This is a genomic window from Nocardia sp. CA-084685, assembly GCF_050955785.1.
Classification (GTDB): Bacteria; Actinomycetota; Actinomycetes; order Mycobacteriales; family Mycobacteriaceae; genus Nocardia.
Window position 1 is genome coordinate 6,769,979 of sequence record NZ_CP192094.1, and the last position, 21,165, is coordinate 6,791,143.

A 21,165-nucleotide genomic window follows, 5' to 3' on the forward strand; every position below is an offset into this window, starting at 1 on the left:
GCCGCGATAAACCGATCACGTCGACGTCCGCACTGCGAGTATCGAACCGCGAAGGCCGACGCTGTCAGGGGTGCGTTCCCGATAGGGCGGCAGCAATGTCGCGGCGCGATCCGACGCCGAGCTTCGCCAGGATATTGGACACATGGGACTGAATCGTCCTGCGCGACAGGAACATCTGGGCCGCGATATCGGAATTCGAGAAGCCTTCGGCCACCAAGGCGGCTACCTTACGTTCGGTATCGGTCAAGGCGGCCCGTCCAGACTTGGGGCGGTTGCGGGGTCCGCGGACGCCACGGCGAATTCCATACGGGCGCATGCGCGCGACCGCGCGGGCGGTATCCCAAGAAGCGCCGAGGCCAGTGTAGAGCTCGACCGCGGCATCCAAGGCGCCGCGCGCATCGGAGCCACGACCGTCTGCGGCGAACAATAAGGCGGCGTTCTCATACGCCTGCGCCTCATAGAGCGGTCGTCCCGCCTTTCGGAAGTCCGCGGCGGCGCCGCGCAGGATCGCGGGGTCACGCTCGGCGACGCCGCGACACAGCAACGCGGTACCGGTGCGGGCAGCCGTGGGTTGCCGCCGGGCCATCTCAGCCGATGCCACCACCACCGAACGCGCCGCCTTCTCGTCACCCACATCGACGGCGAGCCGCGCGATATCCGGGAAGATGTAGTACAGCGTGGGTGCGGTCAGGCCACCCACGAGCCGTTGCTGCGCATCGACGAGAAGATCCAGTGCGCCGCGCGGGTCACCGTGGGTCTCGAGCATCAGGGCCTTGATCCACGGATAGAACTGGCCGTTACCGTTGCTGCCCAGTTGGTCGTCGGGTACGGGGACGGTGTCCGGATCCGGTAGGAAGGTGCCGCGGTGGATGCCGATCAGCGCGGACAGGCCCTGCAGGATCGGGGTGTAGCCGAAGGCGTCGGGCACCGACTGACCCGAAGCGCATTCCATGAGCGCATCGTCCCAGCGTCCGTTCAATACATAGAGCCGCGCCTTGGCGACCACACTGGCACCCAGATAGATACCGTGGATGCGGCGACTGTGTCCGATCGCCTTGTGCAGCACCGCTTCCGCGTCGTCGAGTCGATCGAGCTCGATCAAGCAGTGGGCGTAGAGAATGTAGGGATCGAATTGGTAGGAACCGAATCCGCTCTCGGAGACGGCCAGGATGCGACTACTCAGTTCCAGTGCTTCGTCGAGATAGCCCTGGGTGTAGCGCACAGCTCCCACGGTCAGCAGTCCGTATCCGGTCACGAGCGGATTCTCGATGGCATCCCCGATAGCCAGCGCCTGCGCACCCGCCGCCTCCGCGGCGTCGATCCGGCCGAGGAAGACATTGTTCAAGCCACTCAACCCGTGGAACCGCCCCGCATCCGCATCCGTGAGATTCGATGCGGCCAGTGTCTTTTCGGCAACGGCGACGACTTCGCGCAGATCACCGCGCGCGTGGCAGGCCTGCATCAGCAACCACCGTAGTTCGATATCGTCCTCCGGACGATTCAGCAGCGCGGTGCGCACGAGGGCCTCGGCCTCGGCCGCGCGACCGTTCCACAGCAGTGCTTGGGCGTGCAGCCGCAGCAGTACCGGACGCATGCCGAATTCCGCGGTGTCTGCCGCGCGCCGCAACAGCTGCACCGCGATCTCGGGTGCGCGCACGATCAGCTTGTCGGCCACCGCGACCAACCAGTCGAGCGTCGGCTTGTCGAGCTCGTTCTCCCCCGCCAACAGGTAGTACGCGATCCGCTCGATGGGTGCGTCGGTGGCCAAGAGGATCTGCCCGGCCCGGCGCAGCAATCCGGCGCGCAGCGAATCCGGTAGCTGATCGGCCAGCACCTGACGGATCAGGTCGTGCCGAAAGACCAGTTCGGAGTCGGCGCGGGTGAGCAGCCCACCGTCGGTCGCCTCGGTGACCACCTTCCAGATTTCCAGGATCGGACTGTCCAGCACCGCAGCGAGTTCCGCGACATACACGGTCGGACCGAGTGCGGCGGCCATCGGCAGCACCTGCCGTGCCGACCGTGACAGGAATTCCAGCCGCTGCGCGATCGCCCCGGCCAGCGATGCGGAGGGACCATCGGCCAGCTCGGTTGGGTCGGCGGTATCGGCAACCACCGTAATCGCCTCATCACGCAGGAGCGAAGCCACCAATTCGGTGATGTAGAGCGGATTTCCGCCCGCACCGACCACCTGCCGCATCAGGCCGGGACCGGGCGCCGCACCGACCATATGCCGAACCAGTTCCGCCGCAGCCGGTTCCGGCAGCGCGCCGAGCCGAATCGTCGGCGCGCGGCGTTCCAACAGTTCCGCCGTCAACGCGACCAACCCGGTGTTCCGGGGCAGCGGCCGAGTCGCCAGCACCAATAGCAATGGCACATCGCCGACGACGCCGCAGAGCCGGTTCAGCACCGCCAGACTTTGCCGATCCGCCCAGTGCACATCGTCGATGATCAATGCGACCGGACCGGAGGCACACCAGGTATCGATCTGATCGAGGATCGCCTCGGTGATCGCGAACTCGTGCGTCGCCGCACCGTCACCGGCTCGATCCCCACTGCGCAGCAGCGCACGCACGGGATCGGATCCGCGATCACTGTCCAGCCAGGAACATACGGCCGCGAACGGCACCTGCCGCTGCAATTCCTTCGCGGCTCCCCGACGCACACTCAGACCGTCGGCCGCGAGTCCGGCAACTGCCGCATCGAGTAGCGCGGTCTTGCCGATTCCGGGTTCGCCCTCGACGAGCATCACCGTCCCCTGTCCCTCGGCGGCGCGCCGACCTATCGACACCACACGCTCGACCTCGGCATCGCGACCAACGAATACGGAGGTAAGGGGACCCTGCACGCAGGCGATCCTAGGCGTCCGCGCGCTGTTACGCAGAATGCACATCCCCCGCTCAGCGCAATATTCGGGCATTGGATGCGGATATTCCCACCCGCTATGACGGATGTTCCCGGCGCGGGGCTGCCATAGGGTCGGCGATTGCGGCCGCCCATGACCCTGGTTCCGGCTGTTACAGCGCGTCCGATCGGCCGCCGAGCAGAGGAGAAACCGTTGCAGTCCGAGGCAGCTACCAGGCACCCAGCACTCGCGGTTGTGCGTGGAATCACCCGGATCGGTGGTCATCTCGCGCGGGAAGCGGTCACCCACCCACAGGCCATGCGTGCGGCCGATGTGCCGGTGACCGGTCGAGAATTGACCACCGACTGGTTGACCGCCGTGCTGTGCTACGACCATCGGGGGGCGGTGGTCGAGGCCTTCGAAATCGGCGATAACAGCAGCGGCACCTCGACACGGTGGAAACTCACCGTCAGCTACAACGAGATCGGCCAGGTCGCGGGCCTACCGGAAAACCTGTTCGCCAAGACGACAGCGGGTTTCAAACAGCGGCTGACCCTCGACCTGGCCGGTATCCTGCACGGTGAACCAGGCTTCTTCAAACATCTGCGGCCCAACCTCGAAATCGAGGCGCCACGCGGCTATCACAGCGCGGTCAACAGCCGCTCGGGACGCTCGATCTCGCTGCTCGAGGACATCGTCAGCACCAAGGGCGCCAGCTTCTGCACCCCGGCCACCGCCATCTCACGCGAGCAGATCGAGGATCTGCTGCGCACCATGGCTACCTGGCACGCCCGCTACTGGGACGACGAAGGACTGCGGCTGCACACGTGGCTCAAGGCGCCGCGCTCGCATTTCGCCAACCTCGACCGGTTGATCGGCATGTCCACACGGTCGCGGGTCGGGGCTCGGCGCGCGGCCTCGGTAATTCCCGAAGCACTTCCCGCCCAGCATGATCGGCTGTACCGCGCGCTGGAACGTTCCCTCGAGATCGCCAGCACCGGACCGCAGACCTTCCTGCACGGCGACAGCCACATCGGCAACACCTATGTCACCGCAGCGGGCCGGATGGGTTTCACCGACTGGCAGGTTGTGCTGCGCGGCAGCTGGGCCTACGACTTTGCATATGTCGTCGCCTCCGGTCTGGACGTGGCCGACCGGCGGGCCTGGGAACGCGAGCTCCTCACGGTATACCTGGAACGCCTGGCGGCCTGCGGCACCGCAGCGCCCGACTTCGACACGGCCTGGCTGGCCTACCGCCAGCAGGCCTTATACCCGTACTTCATCTGGCTCTCGACCATCGGCCACAGCGCCATCCAGCCGAAGTACCAGCCCGATGAGATCTGCCTCGGCATCATCGAGCGCACGGCGACGGCCGTTGTCGATCTCGATGCCGCCGGCGCTGTCGAGGCGGCCGGATGAACGGACGGGAGGTAGCCGGTGCGGATTGTCAGTAATCGTTGCCGCACTGTCGAATACACGGTGACGACAGCGAGCCCGTGCGCCATTCATATCGAACCGTCGGTCATCGGGGCACGCAGATGCTTCCACGACTGCCTGTTGGTGACGATCGGGGTGGACCGCGGCGATCGGGCACTGACGGGCACCGCCGTGCAGTTGGTGCGCCGCATCGTCACCGAATCCGATGCCGGACCGATCGTCGTCGAAGGCTTCGCATGTCTGCCCCGGCCCGACGAAAGAGACAGCACGCCATCGGGATTCGATGTGCTGGATGAACTCGCCGAAGCTCTCGACGTGCTCACCGAGGTGACCGAGCGGCTCGAGGAACACGGTGATCAGGTGCATCTGATGCCGTTCGGCTGGTACAAGAATTGCCGTGTCGACCCGCTCGACGGGATCGGCACGCAGCACATGATCCATATGTCGGCACTCGACAACCGACCGTGCGAGCCGGTGCTGCGGTGGCCCGGCCCGCGCTCGCAGTTCCTGGCGCATTCGGCGCTGGCCGCACAGGTAAGGAAGGTTTGCGTCACCCCCGAGCTTGGTCGACGCTGAACACCGAGCATGAAGATCTTCAGTAGTCGTTGCCGCACATTCGAATACATCGTCACGACCGCAAGTCCGGCTGCCGTCGATCTGGAATCGGCGGCGATCGGCGTGCCCAACACTTTCTCCGACTGTCTACTGCTCATGGTCGGCGTGGAGCGCGGCGATTCGACCTCGGCGAAGGCGGCCGCGAAGATCGTGCGACGGATCGCGGCCAAGACGGATGCATCGCATATCGTCATCAATGGGTTCTCCCATTTGGCAACCCCCGGTGAACGATCCGATGTCCCCACGGCTTTGCACGTGCTCACGAATCTCGCCGACTCTCTTCAGGCTCGCGGTGCATGCGTCCATCTCATGCCGTTCGGCTGGAACAAGCGCTGGCAGGCCGATGTCCTCGACGGCGAGTGGGAACAGCGGGTCGTGCACCTGCCTTCCTGAAGCGGGATTGTCCCCGCTCCTGAGAAGGAGCCTGGTACGGCGCCCACTACTCTGCGTGCGTGGTCGAATCCACTTGCCGCACAGGCGTTCGAATCAGCATGCGCCGAACCTCCACCTGAGCCCTCGAATCTGAAAAAATACGAATCTAATAACGTCTCACTATTGATTGTGCCGCTGAATAGCGGCACAATAGATCTCAGGACAACCTGCATCCCCGGCACACCCACTTACCGACCAAGTCCGGGCTCGGCGGGACGAAGGAGATATCGGTAACCATGAACCTCAAGTCGAAGAAGGTCGTCATAGCTGGTGTGGTCGCCGGCGCACTGGTGATCACGCCCGCCGCGATGGCAATTCAGTCGACCATCGCGGCCCCCGGTAACCACAGCAACAGCAATGGCGGCGGCGCTCGAGGCGGCGGGTACAGCAACAGCAACTCGGGTAACCGCCGCGTCGCCGACCAGGACCACGCCGCCTCCGGCAACAACTCGAGCCGGGGCACGTACGAAAGTGGCGGCGACGGCGGACGCTGGGTCTGGGTGCCCGCTGAGGGCAGCCGCTGACCGACTCCCCCTGCGGCTCTTCATTATACGAATGCGACCGTCGCTCCTTTCGGAGCGGCGGTCGTACTCGTATGCGCACCGCCCCGATCGACCGCCTCGGCGTTCACATTATCCACGCGCAACCGCAAATCGCGATCTCGCACTCAATTGCGTTCCACCAGCGACCAATTGATGCCCACACAGCTCAATGCCCTTCCGGGCGGCGCTGTGCGGACTTGCACGGCCGCCCGAAAGGGCATTGGCTATAAGAGGTTTCGCGGTTGACCACTCAGGTCAAGTTGCCGTCGACGCACAGACTCGACGACCGCCACGATGGTCCCGGCCGATTCGCGGCCATATCGAAGGTCCACTCCGAAACCGGTCCGGCCGCACGCCAATACAGCCCGCCGCGACCATCCGCAACGGCTTCGTAGATATCTTCGCGTCCCTCGATCAGCTGACTGCCGACGCAGTAGTCCATATAGTCGGTGCCCGGCTGCTGGGCGCCCGGGCTGAACTTGCCCGCGGGGTTGCCGTTGGTGCCGGGGTTGTACACGCTGCTGCGACCTGGAGCGTAGCCCTCACGGTTCCAGCGCGCGAAGCCGAAGAAATCGGACTGGCACCGGAACATCCAGCCGCCCGCCGCGATCGCAACGCCCTGCGGCACCGCCTGACCGGCCCACAGGCAGCGCACGCCGATATCGGCATTGGCCGCGGGCGTCTCGGTGCCGATACCGAATCCGCCGATTCCCGCCGCGATCGCCGCAAGCAATGACAGTGCTCGGATCTTATTGCGTCCCTTGGTATTACGTGCCCGATCGGGACATTCCGTAGGTCTAGTGGTGCCGCGCAGTTCGCTGACGTTGACCATCGACGTCTCCTTCATCATTGTCTCGCCCACCGGCCGACGTCGATACGGACCGACAGGAGCTGCTGTTCCCGCTGCCTAATGTAACGCTATTTAACGGCACGTTAGGTTGAGTATCACCACACGTGGGAACGTTGAACGAAGAAAGACCAGGCCGAGGACATGCGGCACCCAAAAATCGGCCGCAAGCCAGATTAGAAAATGGGTCTCGACGCGTCAGGCGTCGGGCAGCGCCTCGGTCAGTTCGCTGTCCTGCTCGAGATACCTTGCGACAAATCGGTTCACGAGTTCGGCGGTCGCCTGCCCCGGGCGGATCCGAGTCTCGGCCACTCGGTCCGCGAGTACCGCCTTATCCGCGGGCGTGCGTTCGGAGTTCTGATATGGCTCCCACGCCGACCGATGGAACAGATCCACGAAACGGCGGGCGATCCGGTCGCAGTCGGCGCGCAACCGCTCCAATTCGCCGAGCAGGGCATCGCCCGGCATGCCCGCGCCCTCCAACTGATCGAGGATGCGGATCAGCTGTGGATCGGCAATGCGATAAGTCGCGGCGTCGACCGGTTCGTACAGCCCCGCCGAGACCACGCGGGCCAATCCGTGGGGCACGTCGCGATAGCGCTGCTCGAGATCGGTGGCCGCGATCGTATCGCCAGAGGGCGGCGCGGTGGACTGCGGGGCGCCAGGCTCCGCGACGCCGAGGATGTCGCCGAGATCGTCACCGCGATCCCACGCCTCGAGCAACTCCCTGATCCCGTTGAGTTTGATCCCTCGGTCCAACAGACGACTGATCGTCTGCACCCGATTGAGGTGATCCGGTCCATAGAAACCGGTGCGGCCCTTCACCTGTGGTGGGGGCAGGATGCCGCGCTCGGCGTAAACGCGCAGGCTGCGCACGGTCGTACCGGCCTCGCGCGCCAGCTCGTCGATCGTGTACTCCACGTCCCCTGCCATATGTCTAGGAAACCACACAGAAACATTACTCACAGGTAAGCATACGTCAGTGATGTCGGGCACCTATGGTCAGCAAGGGCGTCGTCAACCCCCAATGACACCCCCTAACTATTCCCGCCCTTGGCAATTCGTTCCACCGACGCATAGATGGCGGGGCTTATCCTTCGGATATGACCGAGGCGCAGGCTTCTCGAATTACCGTGACGCAACGGGAACGGGCGCTGGAACAGCTGTCGCACCATCTCGGCACCGGGCGATTGAGCCTGACCGAGTTCGACGAACGCAGCGCCATTGCCGCGGCGGCGACCACCAAAGGACAATTGGCGGAATTATTCGTCGACCTGCCGGGCACCACGCCGCTCGCGCCGCCCGCACCCACCCGCGGTAATGCGCTGCAGCGACTGCGGACAATCGCCGCGGTGGTCTCGATCGTCGCGGTCGTGCTCGCGGTCGCCACCGGCAACTGGCTGTGGCTGCTGGCGGGCACCGGAACCATCGTCGCGTTCGTGGTGCAGCAGCTGCGCTGAGCTCCGTCGGCCTCGCCGATTGATACCCCGAGCTACCAGCGGGTGCGTGGCCGAACGGAATTAGCCAGATCGACCAGCCGGTAGCGGTGCCAGCGATCCGGCGCGGTTCTGGCCAGGGCACGCAGGCTGGTTTCCAATCCCTGCCGCAGTCCCGCCGAGGTGACCGGGAAGCCGAGGATCGTCCGATTCGGATTCCGTGGCCGGCCGCCGACCCGCAGCCACTCCAGGGCCGCACCGACCACGATGACCTGCAATTGCAGTGTTCGCGCATCGTCGGGCAGCGCCTCCAACCGCCCCGCCGCCGAACAGATATCTTCCTCGGTGATATCGGCGATCGGCCGCGAGACCAGCAGCAGACAGCCCGTCGTATGCGCGACGCTGTGATGCCGGGATGCGGCGGGTACCTGTTCGAGCACCTCGACAGCCTCGAGCAATTCGCCGTCGGCGGCGAGCCGACGGGCCAGGCCGAAGGCCGCGCTGACCACGCCATGGTTGGTCCGCCATACCGCACGGTAGTGCTCGGCCGCGGCGCGGTGCCAGCGATCGGATTCGCCCGGATCGTCCAGATGCTGCAACACCAGCTCCGCGGTAGCGGCGAGGGCGAGTTCCGGTCCGATCTCTCCGGGCAGCATCCCGTGCACGGTCTCGAAATGCTCCCAGGCGCGCTCGTAATGGCCGTCGAGGAGCGCGGCGACACCGACGTACCACTCGATGCGCCAGTCCGCGCCGTAGTCGGGCCGCAGATCGGCGAGCAGTTGGCAGGCCGGAACGGTTTCTCCGAGATCCAGATAGGCGCGGACCGCGGTCAGCGGCCCCTCCAGGTCGAAAGATTCGGGGGCGACGATCGTGCCCGAGCGAATGCGTTCGTGTGCCCGGCGCAGCGCGTCCAAGGCGTGCCGCGGTTCGCCGTGCAGCAGCGAGGACAGCAGTTCGGCACTGGGATCCTCGCTATCGATCAACGGCGTCGGCAGGGCCGCGACGACATCGCGGGCTTCGAGCACCGGCATGCGGGCCATACCGTCGACGATGCCGTCAGTCTGGCCGATGAGCGTATCGATGCCGAAATCGTCTCGCATGGAGCTCAATTCGACCGAAGGCTGCGGATGTTCGAGGCCGGTATCGATCGCGAGCACCATGCGCAACGCACCGGCGAGCTGACAGTACATCGAATACGCGGATGGGAAGCGCCGCTCCGGCTCCGGATCGGTGGCGCGCAGCAGCAGCCGGTACAAACACGGATAGCGCGCCAGTAGCGGCTCCTCATCCGGTTCGGGTATGCCGCCGAGAAAGTGTCCATCGCGGTCGCGCGGCAGATCCAGGGCAAGCGCCGCAAGGGTCCGGCCGACGGTGTAGATATCCGAAACCACGGTCGGCCCGGTCTCGGTGATCTCCGGCGCCTGATAGCCGGGCGTGCCGTAGATGCTGCCGTAGGAGTCCATCGCGGCGACCGCACCCAAGTCGATCAGCTTGACCTCGTGCTCGCTGACCATGATGTTGTCGGGCTTCAGATCGTTGTACGCCAACCCGAAGGAATGCAGGTAGTCCAGCGCCGGCAGGATTTCCATGATGTAGGCGATGGCCTCGACGACCGGAATGCGCTCCTCGCCGCGCAAATCGAGCATCTTTTTCAGCGATTGTCCACCGACGTATTCCATGACGATGTAACCGTCCGGAATATCGCGGGCAGACCTATGTTTGACGAAGTTGTAAATCTTGACCACACCGGGGTGGGCCACCTCGGAAAGGAATTGCCGCTCGGCAAGCGCGACCACATGCGCCTCGAAGTCCAGCGGATTCTGCAAACCCTTCAGCACGACCCAGCGATCGCTGACATTGCGGTCGACCGCGAGATAAATCCAACCGAGTCCACCGTGGGCCAGCGATCCCTGCACCTCGTATTGATCGGCGACGAGTTCGCCGCGCTGCAGCGGGGGCCGGAAGTTGAACGGCGAGCTACAACGGCCGCATTCGCCGGTCACCGCGCCCGGCTCGGTGGCGGTGCGGCGACCGACCGGTTCCTGACATTTCCAACAGAACCGCTTGAGTTCGGGCACTTCCGGATCGTCGAGGATGGCAGCGCGCGGATCGACCGGCGCCACCCGCGGCATCGGTACCAGGCCCGCGCCGAGCCGACGCACACTCGGCCGGGAACGGCCGCTGCGGCCGGAGACCGGCTCGTCGAGTTCGAGGGCCTCCTCGGCACCGGTCAGCGGATCGCGCACCGGCATGGTATCGCCGGGGTCCGCGGGCGCGGAGATCCGTTGCGACGGAGGGCGTTCCATGGTGCTCGGCCCCGACCATGGATGCTGTCGGCGTTGTGACGGTTCGAGTTTCGACATGCCACGGGTAGCCCAGGGATGTGGCGTCCGTCGCGGAACCTCGGTACCGCGCATCCGCCGGTTCGCCCACGGGTGCGGCAGCGGATTCTCGGAGGCGCTGGGTTGTTCCGGCATGGGAACCTTTCGAGCCCGGTGAATAGGGGACCCATTCTCTTCCGCCTTCCGCCACCGCGCGCCTGCCTTATTCCCTCCTATGGGAATAGCTCCGCCCCGGACATGTTGTCCGGGGCGGAGCTTCGGATTTACTCCTCCTCGTCGGGCTTGTCCAGGACGACCACCGCCTCGCCCTCGCGCTTGCGCGGCGGCCGCTCGGCCAGCACCGGGAACTGACCGGTGATGCCCTCGCGTTCCTGAGCGACCTGCAGCACCCGCCCGCGGGCCAGGAACCACCCGCCGACGAAGGCCGGAACCACGATCAGGAACATGGCGATCACGGCACCGCGCTGCTCGATTTCGTGGCTGCATGCCATCAGCACGATCACCGCGACCAGGAATGCCAGTGTGGCGTAGCTGGTGTAGGGCGCACCGATCAGTCGGAACGACGGACGCTTCGCCAGCCCCTTCTTCGACCAACGGAACAGCTGCAACTGGCAGATCACGATCGCACCCCAGGCCGCGATGGTGCCCAGCGCGGACATATTCAGCACGATCTCGAATGCCTTGTCCGGCACCATCGCATTGAGCCCGACACCGACCAGCGCGATCGCACCGGTGGCGAGAATGCCGACGTAAGGCACACCGCCATTGGACATCCGCGAGGCGATCTTGGGTGCACTGCCGTTCATCGACATCGAGCGCAGGATGCGGCCGGTCGAGTACAGACCCGCGTTGAGGCTGGAGAAGGCCGCGGTCAGCACCACCAGGTTCATGATCGAACCCGCGCCGTTGACACCGAGCTTGGAGAAGAAGGTGACGAACGGGCTCTCACCGGACTTGAAGACGACATAGGGCAGCAGCAGGCCGAGCAGCACCAGCGAACCGACGTAGAACAGCGCGATGCGGGCGATGACCGAATTGATGGCCCGCGGCATGATCTTTTCCGGGTTCTCCGCCTCACCGGCCGCAGTACCGATCAATTCCACTGCGGCGTAGGCGAATACGACGCCAGTGGTGACGGTGACCAGGGGCAGCAGACCGGTCGGGAACAGGCCGCCGTTATCGGAGAGCACGGTGAAACCGGTGGCCTGGCCGTCGACCTTGAATCGGCCCGCCAGGAAGATGGTGCCGACGATCAGGAAGGCGACGAGTGCGATGACCTTGATCAGCGCGGCCCAGAACTCCAGCTCACCGAACCATTTCACCGAGATCAGGTTGATGCTGACCACGATGGCCAGCGCCACCAGCGCGATCAACCACTGCGGTATCGCCTCGGTGGCTCCCCAGAAATGGACATAGGTGGCGATCGCGGTGATGTCTACGATGCCGGTCATGCACCAGTGGAAGAAGTACATCCAACCGACCGCGAAAGCCAGCTTCTCGCCGTAGAACTCACGCGCGTAGGAGACGAACGATCCGGAGGACGGACGATGCAGCACCAGCTCGCCCAGCGCCCGCAGGATGAAGAATACGAAGATGCCGCAGACCGCGTACACGATGAACAGTCCGGGACCGGCCGTGTGCAACCGACCACCCGCACCAAGGAACAGTCCGGTCCCGATCGCGCCCCCGATCGCGATCATCTGCAGCTGGCGCGGGCGCAACGCCTTGTGATAGCCCGCATCCTCAGCATGCAGAGCATCCGCGGGCGCCGGCACTTCCGCGGAGTGTTGAACGGTTGTCATGGTGAAGCCTTTCACGTGACGGCGATCATATCGCTGCTTAATGTAACGCTATTCAACGGCACGTTCAATAGCGAGTCAAGACTTGTAACCGCGTGGAAATGTTGAGGACCCGCTCTACCCGCCGTGACCTCGGCATTAGTTGATCGTACCGCTGAACATCGGTACGCTGGAGACGTTTACGGCTGATGGAGCGCGAGCATGGCATGGTTCGAACGGGAGTTCATCGCGGTCCCTGAGGACCGCAAGAATCAACTGGTCTACAAGTGGCCGGATGTCAACATCCGTCGCTACAGCCGTGCCACCGTCAATGCCGACGAGATCGCCCTATTCGTCAAGTCCGGGCAGGTCGTGGCCGCGATGGGGCCTGGTCGGCATCGGATCGATGCCGATGAGCTGCCGGTCCTCGGCGCGCTCGTGGATACGCTGACCGGCAACAACTTCTACCGCGCCGAACTGTATTTCGTCTCCACCCGCGAGTTTCCCGGCGTCAAGTTCGGCGGCCGCCTGGCCGATATCGCCGACCCGGTCAGCGAACAAGTCGTAACACTGCGGGTCTTCGGGGAATTCGCACTGTCGGTGCGAGATCCGGCCGAACTGGTCACCTCACTGGCGGGCACTACCGATCTGAGTGTCCCGGCGACGGTGGAGTCCTGGAGCTCGGACCTTCTGCTCAAGTCCATGAAAGTCGCTGTTACACAGGGTATTTCCCGGGGCGACTGGCCGGTGCTCGGCTTGTCCGGACAGTTGGAGCCGATCGAGGCCGCTGTTGTGCGCCAGACCAACCTGACGCTCTACGAGTACGGCCTGCGCATCCCGCGCCTGGGCAACTTCGATATCACCTTGGCGCCCGAAGATGCCGACCGCATCAAGCGACTTGCCAAGGATGTCACCTATATTCGACTGGCTGGCGACTTCCAACGTTATGCGGCAGGCGAAATGGCACTTGGCGCGGGCCAAAGCTTCGCGAACGGTCATGCCCACGGCGGTGACGGATTCCTCGGCGCCGCACTGGGTTTGAACGCCATCCAACAAAGTGCCCCGAGCAATCCGTGGCAACGCCCGGCGACTCCGGCTGCCCCACAAGCGCTTACGACCCCCACGCAGCCGGTATGCGCCAACTGCGGAACCGACAACCCCGCAAACGCCCGATTCTGCATGAACTGCGGTGACCCACTCGCCCCCCGCCCACGTCACTGCACCGAATGCGGCGCGGATCTAACCGCCACAGCCAAGTTCTGTGGCAACTGCGGCACCTCCGCCACAACCTGACCGCACTCCCCCAGTCTCCGCCCTGGCCCCGCCATCAGCTCCTGACGCCCGCCATCTGAAGCTGTCGCATATCTTCGACGCTGGCGCACATCGACTCTCCGCGTGACACACCGGTGCTAAAACTCGACGCTCTGTGCAGGCGTGGGATCGACAGGTTGGGGGCGGTGCACGTCCGAGGGTGGGCGCGAAACCCCGTCGCCTCGGCGAACACCGGGATCCAGTGCGGAGGTGTGGATCCCGATGTTCGCCGGAACGACGGGGGCAGTAGTTCGCCGATTGCCCCGCGGGTCTCGGATGTCCACCGAGACCGCGGGGCACAACCGTGCTAGTTCGAAACCGGTGCTGCCGCGGCGGATTCGCCGCTGCTGACCATGCTGCGTACCTGTCGTGCGGCGACCGAGAGGGTTGCCAGGTCGTGGGTGCCCGCGGCGAAGATCTCGCCGAGTGAGGCACCCGCGCGAGCCAGACGGGGGCGGTTGACCGACTCCCATTCGGCGATCTTGTCGGCGGTACTCTCGTTCGGTTCGGATGCGGTGATCACGTCCAGGGTGAGCGAGCGCAGCGAATCGTAGAGATCGTCTCGGACCGCGAGCCGGGCCAGGGTACGCCACCGGTCGTCGCGAACCAGGTTGCTCACGGCGGTCAGCAAACGCTCGATCTGGAAGTGATCGTCGAGTGCGTAGTAGAGCTCGGCCACCTCCTGTGCATCGCGCTCGGCGATATCGGCCACATCGAGGATGTCCAACAGCGGGAACAGGTGGATGAGCCGGTACACCTCCTCGGCCAATTCCGCGGGCGCACCCCACTCGACGGCCGCGCGCGCATTCGTCGCCAGATCCTCGGCGTGCGCCGCGGGGAGCCGGGCAGGCTGCATGTGGGCTGCGAGCTGGCGGACACCGTCGCGGTAGCGGGCGATATCGGCGCCGATGGCGATCGGTTGCGGACGGCTGGTCAGCAGCCAGCGGGATACGCGATCGAGGGTGCGCCTGGTCTCCCGCTCGAGTGCGTTGCGGGCCGCCGCCGGCATCGGCGTGGTCCGAATGCGTTGCCAGAGCGTGTGCAGATCGAAGATCTGCGTAGCGACGGTGAAGGCGCGCACCGAGTCGTCAGTGCTCGCACCGGACTCCTCCGCCAGACGGAACGCATAGGTGATGCCGCCATGGTCCACCATGTCGTTGACCACCATCGTGGCCACGATCTGACGGCGCAGTGGATGCCTGCCGATCGCGTCGGCGAACCGTACCCGCAGCGGCTCCGGAAAGTACGACCGGAGCACGGCCTCGAAGGCCGCGTTGTCGGGTAGATCCCCGGCCAGCAAATCGTCCTTGAGCGAAAGCTTCACATGCGCGAGCAGATTCGCCAGTTCCGGAGAGGTGAGCCCACGCCCTTCCGCTATCCGCTTTTTCAACTCGACGTCCGAGGGCAGTGCCTCGAGCCGCCGGTCCACACCGCGCCGGAGTTCCAGGTCGGCAATCAGCCTGCGGTGCACGCCGGCCAAGGGCACCGACTGGGCGCGCGAAAGGCCCATCCGGAAGTTCTGCGAAATATTGTCGCGCAGTACAAGTTCGGCGACCTCATCGGTCATCGCTGCGAGCAATTCGGTGCGATCGGCCGCAGCGAGCTCGCCGCTGGAGATGACCGCGTCGAGCAGGACCTTGATATTGACCTCGTGGTCGGAGCAATCGACTCCCGCGGAGTTGTCCAGGGCGTCGGTGTTCATCCGGCCACCGTTCGCGCAGTATTCGATTCGGCCCAGCGCGGTCGCCCCGAGGTTGCCGCCCTCGCCGATCACTTTGGCGCGCAACTGGTTCGCGTCCACACGCACCGCGTCGTTGGACTTGTCACCGGCATCGGCATTCGTCTCGGTGGAGGCCTTGATGTAGGTGCCGATGCCACCGTTCCAGAACAGATCCACCGGCGCGAGCAGAATCGCCCGGATCATCTCCGGCGGAGACAGAGTGGTCACACTCGGATCCAAGTCCAGCGCCTCGCGCACCTGCGGGCTGACCGGAACGGCCTTGGCGGATCGATCATAGACACCGCCGCCCGCGCTGATCAGCGACTTGTCGTAGTCGGCCCAGGACGAGCGCGGCAGTGTGAACATCCGCTGCCGCTCCCGGAACGACTTCGCGGCATCAGGATTCGGATCCAGGAAGATGTGCCGGTGATCGAAGGCGGCCACCAAGCGGATGTGCTCGGACAGCAGCATGCCGTTGCCGAACACGTCACCACTCATATCGCCGACTCCGGCAACGGTGAAATCTGTTGTCTGCGTGTCGATGTCCATCTCGGCGAAATGCCGTTTGACGCTCTCCCACGCACCCTTGGCGGTAATGCCCATCGCCTTGTGGTCGTAGCCGACCGAACCACCCGAGGCAAAGGCGTCACCCAACCAGAAACCATATTGGCGCGCAACATCATTGGCGATATCGGAGAAGGTGGCCGTGCCCTTGTCGGCGGCGACGACGAGGTAGGTGTCGTCACCGTCGCGGCGTACCACCCGCTCCGGCGGCAGCACCTCGCCGGAGACGTGGTCGATGTTGTCGGTGACGTCCAGCAGACCGGAGATGAAGGTGCGGTAGCACGCGATGCCCTCGGTCAACTGCGCCTGCCGATCCGCCGTCGGATCACCGGTAGCTGTCGGCGGCTGCTTGACCACGAAACCGCCCTTGGCGCCCACCGGCACGATGACCGCGTTCTTCACCGCCTGCGCCTTCACCAAGCCCAGGATTTCGGTGCGGAAGTCCTCCAGACGGTCGGACCAGCGCAATCCGCCTCGTGCCACCGGACCGAACCTCAGATGCACGCCCTCGACCCGCGGCGAGTACACGAAGATCTCGAATTGCGGGCGCGGCCGCGGTAATTCGGCGATGGCGTGCGGATCGAATTTGAACGACAGGTACTCGGGTACGTTGCCGTCACTGTCGCGGCGGTAGTAGTTGGTGCGCAACGTCGCGGTGATCAGACCGAGTACGGCGCGCAGGATGCGGTCGGTGTCGAGGCTCACGACCGCATCGATCTCGGCCTGCAGTCGTTCGGCGATGCCTGCGGCCCGCGCCGATGCCACCGCCCCGACACCCTCGGGATCGAAGTATGCGTCGAAAAGTTCGGTGAACAACCGAGCCATCGTCGGTTGTGCCAACAGAACCCTGGAGATGTTGCCCTGGGTGTAGGCGAACCCCGCCTGCTGCAGATATTTCGCGTAGGCACGCAGTATGGAGATCTGCCGCCAGTGCAATCCGGCGCGCAACACCAGTTCGTTCAGTCCGTCGACTTCGGCACTGCCGTTCCACATCGCCGCGAAGGCTTCCGGGAAATATTGCCGCACACCGCCTGCGACCGACGATTCGTCGGCGGAGCGGGTGAGATCGACCTCCAGATCCGCATCGATCGCGGTGCCGAGCAATGCCGCCGGGACACGCAACCCGAAATCGTAGATCCACTTGTGGGTACTATCCGGCAGGGTGATGCGGTGCGGCCGTTCGTCGACCACCTCCACCCCGAGGCTTTGCAGTACCGGAAGCACTCGGCTCAGTGAGACACCCTCGCCCGCGACATAGAGTGTGAAACGCCACTCCCCCGAGGGTGATTCGGCATTCCGATACAGATTCGTATCGATGGTGCCGTCGGCGAGACGGTCGAGCCGCTGCAAATCGACCAGCGCATGCTCCGGCTCGTACTCCTGCTGGTAGCCGACCGGGAAGGCGCTCGCGTAGGCATTGGCGACCTTCGACGAGATCGCCGGTACACCGCTCGCGGCCGCCACCAAGCGGTCGGCCCAACTCCGGGTGGTCGCGAAAAGCAGCTCCTGGATGCGCTCGCGATTGGATTCGGAGATATCGGCAGGCTCCGCGTCGGGACCGCGATGCACGGTGAAATACACCACGGCCAATTCGGATTCGCTGGCCCTCGCTGAGTACGCGACCTGCTCACCGTCGAATTCGGCGCGCAGGATCTCCTCCATGCGCAGCCGGACCTCGGTCGAGTACCGATCGCGGGGCAGGTAAACCAGGCAGTAGACCGCACCGCTGCGTCCGTCGCGCCGGATGAACAGCCGAACCTGCCTGCGCAGCCCCAAATTCATGACCGCGGAGACGGTTTCGAACAGCCGCCGGGCGTCGGTGGAGAACAGTTCGACCCTCGGGAAAGACTGCATCATCTCCAGCATCGCCTGCCCGGAGAACGAATTCAGTTCGAAGCCAGCCCATTCGATGACCTGGTGGACGCGGCGGGAGATAACGGGGATATCGAGAATGTTCTCGTGCAGACCGGTCACGGTGAAGGTGCCGACGAAAACGTGCTCGCCCTGCACGGCGCCGACGCCGGTACCGCCACTGCCATAATCGGCGACGCTGACGAAGTACAGCTCACCCGATCCGGGGATCAGCGAATCCACCGATCCGTTGGCCAGCCGCAGGACCGGTCGAGTGTTGCCGAGGACGGGGACATCGAGATCGACGTTCGAACCGTTCCAGAGCACGCCGAGGCCGGTGCCCGGCACCTGCTGCGGTTCGTTACCTGCATCGGTGCGGCCGGTGCGGTAATACCCGTACCCGAGCACGGTGAAATGTCCATCGGCCAACCAGCGCAACAATTTCGCGCATTCGGGCACTTCCGGGTCGTCTGATCGGTGCGCGATGTGGTCGAGCCGTCCCGCCAACGCGACCATCGCGTTGGCCATGCCCGGCGTATCGTCGACAACCTTGCGCAGCACCCGCAGCAGCGCGGGCAGCTCTTGATCGATCCGGTCCAGCAGTGCGGCGCCGACGCTCGGCGCCAGTTGCACATGGATCCACGATTCGGTGACGGTTTGGCTGCCATTCGCCGGTACGGTGTCGGGCTCCTTGGCGGCGATCGCCCGCAGCCGCCCGCGTCGGTCCCGCGCGATATCGAAGACCGGGTGGACGACCTCGGTCACCGCGGCGCCGAGGCGGCGCAGCGCGGTGGTCACCGAATCGACCAGCAGCGGCATATCGTCATTGACGATCTGGATTGCCGCACCCAATCCGCTGCCGTCGTCGGGGCGATACACCCGGGTGATGGCCGCGCCGGGCAGCCGGATCGCCGCCAGTTCCAAGTGGTTTCGGAAGATCTGTTCGGCCCGATCGGTGATCGTCGGCGCGGTGGCGCCCGGCTGAATCCATCGGAAGTAGGCCGCCTCCAGATCGGTCGGATCGTCGCGGAACCGTTTGAATGAAATCGTCTGCTGGGTGGTTGCCACCATCGACTCGTGCCTTCCCGAGATCTGAGCCCGTAACCGTACGGTTCCCATACATTACATGATTTGATGTGCCGTTGTATAGCGGCACGTTGAATGCGTAACCTAAGTCGAAAGAGATCAGCACTGGTCAAGCGCCCAGACCGACCGGAATCCGGTCGGTCACGGGGTTAGACCGGCGCGCGCCATGAAGGTCTGCGCCGCAGCCCGCCCGTTGAACGAACCGGTCTCGACCCGAAGCCCGACAAGGGTATTCGCATACCGCAGGGTTGCCGTCGGGCTGATCGCGATGAAGACGACACCGTCGGCCAGGACGGTTCCGCCGGCCGTGCGCCAGTTGCGCACGGTATCGGCCCGGCGCTGCGGCGGATCCAATGCCACCGAGAGGGTCAAATCCTTGCCGCCGGTGATTCCACCGGCGAGCAACGGGTCGGCCGCCGGAACGACACAGTTCTCGGTCGTTGAATCGACGCGCTGACAGGAAGCGGCCGCACGCAATTGGCCAGGCAGCGCCTGCTCGATTCCCATATCGGGCATCGAGGCCAGCGGCGTCGAACACGAACGGACGACCGTGAAGCCGAGCCCGACCACCGTGGCCACTACGGCGGCGATAGCGGCACCCCACTGCCAGCGCGGATACTGTTGCGCAGCAAGCTTTTCCGCGCCCGCCACGGCATTCTCCGCGCCCGCCACCACACTCTCGGTGGCCGCCGCGGCCCGCTCGGCGCCCGCCACCACCCGCTCTACCTGCTCTGGATGCCCGGTCAGGCTGGATAGTCGGTGCACCGCGGGCAGCGGCGCACCGCAGTGCCCGCACTGCGCTGGATTACCGGCATTGCGGTGTGAGCAGTATTGGCAGACCAACTCGGCTACTGACATGACAGCGGCCTCAATGCCCGGTGATCACGATGGAGGAAATCGCGGTCGTATTGATCGTCGGATCACCCTTCGATTCCTGAACCGTCAATACGACCTTGGTCGCCTGCACGGGTACCTCGAACTTGGTAACGACCAGGGTGCGCTGATCCAGGGTCTGTTGGGTATAGCTCGTCTTGTTCGGATCGTCGAACGTATACCTGACGCGGCTGGCGGTCCGGTATTTCGTCCATTGGTCCACACCGTCGCTGCCGACGCTGTCCCAGCCTGGGACGATGCCGATCGAATCGATCTGATAGGTCTTACCGAGGTCGATGGTCAGCACCTGCCCGTCGACCTTGTACGCGCGCACACATGACCAGGCCTTGCCCTGTTGCCCGCCGAAGGCATCCATGCCAGGGGTGCTGCCCGGCGGGCAGTTGGCGGTGGCGGATTTCGGCGTAATCGTTCCGGAAGCGGGCGTGGACGATTCCGGCTTCGACGTCGGGGCCGCCGCGGTCGGCGACGGAGTGATAACCGCTATCCGGTCCGGCGCCTGCGAATCGTCCTTCCCGCCGGTGGAAACCAGCGCGATGATCAGCAGAAGGGCCAGGACGCCGCAGACCGCCAACGCGACCTTGGGATTCTTGAGCTTCTTCGCCAGCAGAGCGATCTGCTCCGCGGTATCGGGCCCGCGCTTCTTCGGCGGACTGGAGGTGGACCGCGCCGGCTCTTCGGGCGGTGGCGGCTTGGCCGAGACATCGGAGTAGTCCGCTGAAAAGTCCATTGCCGGTGCGGCATTCGACTGCTGCCCGTTCAGCAGCGCGATGATCCGCTCACTGGCCTTCGGCCCATCGGAGGACCGCCGCGGCGGCGGATCCGTGTCGGGCAGCGCGCCCTGGGCCGAACCAGCCGACATCGCGGCACTAGAAAATGGATCACCGCCGAAACCGGATTCCTCGAATGCTGGATCGTCGACGAGGGGGCCACTCAGCACAGACCCGGTACCCGGATCGTTTTCTCCGAAGGACGGATCCGAAAGCAGTGCCTCCAGGACCGCGCCTCGATGGCGGAGAAACACATCTCCCGGATCCTCGGCAGCCATGGTCCGGATCGTATCCAGACCGGCCCGCACCTCGGCGCGCCGTTATTCCCGCTGGCGGGAATAACGCAATCAGCGTTTCTTCTGCTCGGTGACGAAATGTTCCGGCGGCACATCGAATACCCGTGCCAGAGCAATAATCAGATCGAGCCGGGGTACCGCGTCTCCATGAATGAGCCGGTACAGACCCGACTGGGAGACCGGAACATCCGGGTACGCCTGTTCCAAATGCTGAGCAAGCGAATAGAGCGTCAAAGACCGCGTCGAACCATCCTCGGTCGATACCACCGATTCCGCGATCAATTCCGACAGCCGACTCGAGAAGATCGCTACCGCGGCCTGTCTCGGGGTCAGTGCCTCCCCGTTATCCTCCTGCACAAATTCGCCGTCATTCGGCTGGGAGTCCACAACCACGCTGATAGACAC

At 64.8% G+C, this 21,165-nt stretch carries 15 protein-coding genes; 6 read left to right on the forward strand and 9 right to left on the reverse strand.

Annotation, left to right across the window (positions count from 1 at the left end):
* Nucleotides 1-64: 64 nt before the first annotated feature.
* Nucleotides 65-2,845 (reverse strand): helix-turn-helix transcriptional regulator, encoded by a 2,781-nt coding sequence (locus ACQP2U_RS30125; RefSeq protein ID WP_433710564.1) that lies wholly within the window; start codon nt 2,843-2,845, stop codon nt 65-67.
* A gap of 210 nt (nt 2,846-3,055) precedes the next feature.
* Between ACQP2U_RS30125 and ACQP2U_RS30130 the strand changes: the two genes are divergently transcribed.
* The 4 genes from ACQP2U_RS30130 (at nt 3,056) to ACQP2U_RS30145 (ending at nt 5,850) form a co-directional block, all read left to right on the forward strand.
* Nucleotides 3,056-4,261, forward strand: coding sequence for a phosphotransferase (locus ACQP2U_RS30130; RefSeq protein ID WP_433710565.1), 1,206 nt, complete (start codon nt 3,056-3,058; stop codon nt 4,259-4,261).
* A 60-nt stretch (nt 4,262-4,321) separates the two neighbouring features.
* A complete protein-coding gene (locus tag ACQP2U_RS30135; protein ID WP_433710566.1) occupies nt 4,322-4,855 on the forward strand; it encodes a hypothetical protein in 534 nt (177 codons plus the stop codon).
* 9 nt (nt 4,856-4,864) lie between these two features.
* Nucleotides 4,865-5,287, forward strand: coding sequence for a threonyl-tRNA synthetase editing domain-containing protein (locus ACQP2U_RS30140; RefSeq protein ID WP_433710567.1), 423 nt, complete (start codon nt 4,865-4,867; stop codon nt 5,285-5,287).
* 275 nt (nt 5,288-5,562) lie between these two features.
* Nucleotides 5,563-5,850 carry a hypothetical protein gene (locus tag ACQP2U_RS30145; RefSeq protein WP_433710568.1) on the forward strand — a complete coding sequence of 96 codons (288 nt, stop codon included), beginning with the start codon at nt 5,563-5,565 and terminating at the stop codon, nt 5,848-5,850.
* A gap of 268 nt (nt 5,851-6,118) precedes the next feature.
* Here the strand turns inward: ACQP2U_RS30145 and ACQP2U_RS30150 are convergent, their stop codons facing one another.
* Both ACQP2U_RS30150 and ACQP2U_RS30155 read right to left on the reverse strand, forming a co-directional pair.
* Nucleotides 6,119-6,700: a hypothetical protein gene (locus tag ACQP2U_RS30150; protein WP_433710569.1), complete on the reverse strand. Its 582-nt coding sequence runs from the start codon at nt 6,698-6,700 to the stop codon at nt 6,119-6,121.
* A 213-nt stretch (nt 6,701-6,913) separates the two neighbouring features.
* Complete coding sequence (locus ACQP2U_RS30155) at nt 6,914-7,648, reverse strand: MerR family transcriptional regulator (protein WP_433710570.1); 735 nt, start codon at nt 7,646-7,648, stop codon at nt 6,914-6,916.
* Nucleotides 7,649-7,818: 170 nt separating this feature from the next.
* Here ACQP2U_RS30155 and ACQP2U_RS30160 point away from each other — a divergent pair, with 170 nt between their 5' ends.
* A complete protein-coding gene (locus tag ACQP2U_RS30160; protein WP_433710571.1) occupies nt 7,819-8,175 on the forward strand; it encodes a DUF1707 SHOCT-like domain-containing protein in 357 nt (118 codons plus the stop codon).
* A gap of 32 nt (nt 8,176-8,207) precedes the next feature.
* Here ACQP2U_RS30160 and ACQP2U_RS30165 read toward each other — a convergent pair whose 3' ends face one another.
* Nucleotides 8,208-10,628 carry a tetratricopeptide repeat protein gene (locus ACQP2U_RS30165; RefSeq protein ID WP_433710572.1) on the reverse strand — a complete coding sequence of 807 codons (2,421 nt, stop codon included), beginning with the start codon at nt 10,626-10,628 and terminating at the stop codon, nt 8,208-8,210.
* Nucleotides 10,629-10,756: 128 nt separating this feature from the next.
* Nucleotides 10,757-12,295: an amino acid permease gene (locus ACQP2U_RS30170; protein WP_433710573.1), complete on the reverse strand. Its 1,539-nt coding sequence runs from the start codon at nt 12,293-12,295 to the stop codon at nt 10,757-10,759.
* A gap of 198 nt (nt 12,296-12,493) precedes the next feature.
* Here ACQP2U_RS30170 and ACQP2U_RS30175 point away from each other — a divergent pair, with 198 nt between their 5' ends.
* Nucleotides 12,494-13,564 (forward strand): SPFH domain-containing protein, encoded by a 1,071-nt coding sequence (locus ACQP2U_RS30175; protein WP_433710574.1) that lies wholly within the window; start codon nt 12,494-12,496, stop codon nt 13,562-13,564.
* A 325-nt stretch (nt 13,565-13,889) separates the two neighbouring features.
* On the opposite strand, the gene ACQP2U_RS30180 is transcribed toward ACQP2U_RS30175, so the two are convergent.
* From ACQP2U_RS30180 to ACQP2U_RS30195, 4 genes are all read right to left on the reverse strand, one after another.
* Nucleotides 13,890-18,788: an NAD-glutamate dehydrogenase gene (locus ACQP2U_RS30180; protein WP_433710575.1), complete on the reverse strand. Its 4,899-nt coding sequence runs from the start codon at nt 18,786-18,788 to the stop codon at nt 13,890-13,892.
* A 156-nt stretch (nt 18,789-18,944) separates the two neighbouring features.
* Nucleotides 18,945-19,661 carry a hypothetical protein gene (locus tag ACQP2U_RS30185; RefSeq protein WP_433710576.1) on the reverse strand — a complete coding sequence of 239 codons (717 nt, stop codon included), beginning with the start codon at nt 19,659-19,661 and terminating at the stop codon, nt 18,945-18,947.
* A 10-nt stretch (nt 19,662-19,671) separates the two neighbouring features.
* The gene (locus ACQP2U_RS30190; RefSeq protein ID WP_433710577.1) at nt 19,672-20,742 is read right to left on the reverse strand and encodes a discoidin domain-containing protein; all 1,071 of its coding nucleotides are present in this window, start codon (nt 20,740-20,742) and stop codon (nt 19,672-19,674) included.
* Nucleotides 20,743-20,811: 69 nt separating this feature from the next.
* Entirely contained in the window at nt 20,812-21,165 is a 354-nt protein-coding gene (locus ACQP2U_RS30195; protein WP_329411960.1) for a helix-turn-helix domain-containing protein, read from the reverse strand.

Bases quoted from the DNA above. Each gene is read 5' to 3' on its own strand.
- ACQP2U_RS30140 (WP_433710567.1), top strand. From the start codon at position 4,865: ATGAAGATCTTCAGTAGTCGTTGCCGCACATTCGAATACATCGTCACG.
- ACQP2U_RS30145 (WP_433710568.1), top strand. From the start codon at position 5,563: ATGAACCTCAAGTCGAAGAAGGTCGTCATAGCTGGTGTGGTCGCCGGC.
- ACQP2U_RS30150 (WP_433710569.1), bottom strand. From the start codon at position 6,700: ATGGTCAACGTCAGCGAACTGCGCGGCACCACTAGACCTACGGAATGT.
- ACQP2U_RS30155 (WP_433710570.1), bottom strand. From the start codon at position 7,648: ATGGCAGGGGACGTGGAGTACACGATCGACGAGCTGGCGCGCGAGGCC.
- ACQP2U_RS30160 (WP_433710571.1), top strand. From the start codon at position 7,819: ATGACCGAGGCGCAGGCTTCTCGAATTACCGTGACGCAACGGGAACGG.
- ACQP2U_RS30165 (WP_433710572.1), bottom strand. From the start codon at position 10,628: ATGCCGGAACAACCCAGCGCCTCCGAGAATCCGCTGCCGCACCCGTGG.
- ACQP2U_RS30170 (WP_433710573.1), bottom strand. From the start codon at position 12,295: ATGACAACCGTTCAACACTCCGCGGAAGTGCCGGCGCCCGCGGATGCT.
- ACQP2U_RS30175 (WP_433710574.1), top strand. From the start codon at position 12,494: ATGGCATGGTTCGAACGGGAGTTCATCGCGGTCCCTGAGGACCGCAAG.
- ACQP2U_RS30180 (WP_433710575.1), bottom strand. From the start codon at position 18,788: ATGGTGGCAACCACCCAGCAGACGATTTCATTCAAACGGTTCCGCGAC.
- ACQP2U_RS30185 (WP_433710576.1), bottom strand. From the start codon at position 19,661: ATGTCAGTAGCCGAGTTGGTCTGCCAATACTGCTCACACCGCAATGCC.
- ACQP2U_RS30190 (WP_433710577.1), bottom strand. From the start codon at position 20,742: ATGGCTGCCGAGGATCCGGGAGATGTGTTTCTCCGCCATCGAGGCGCG.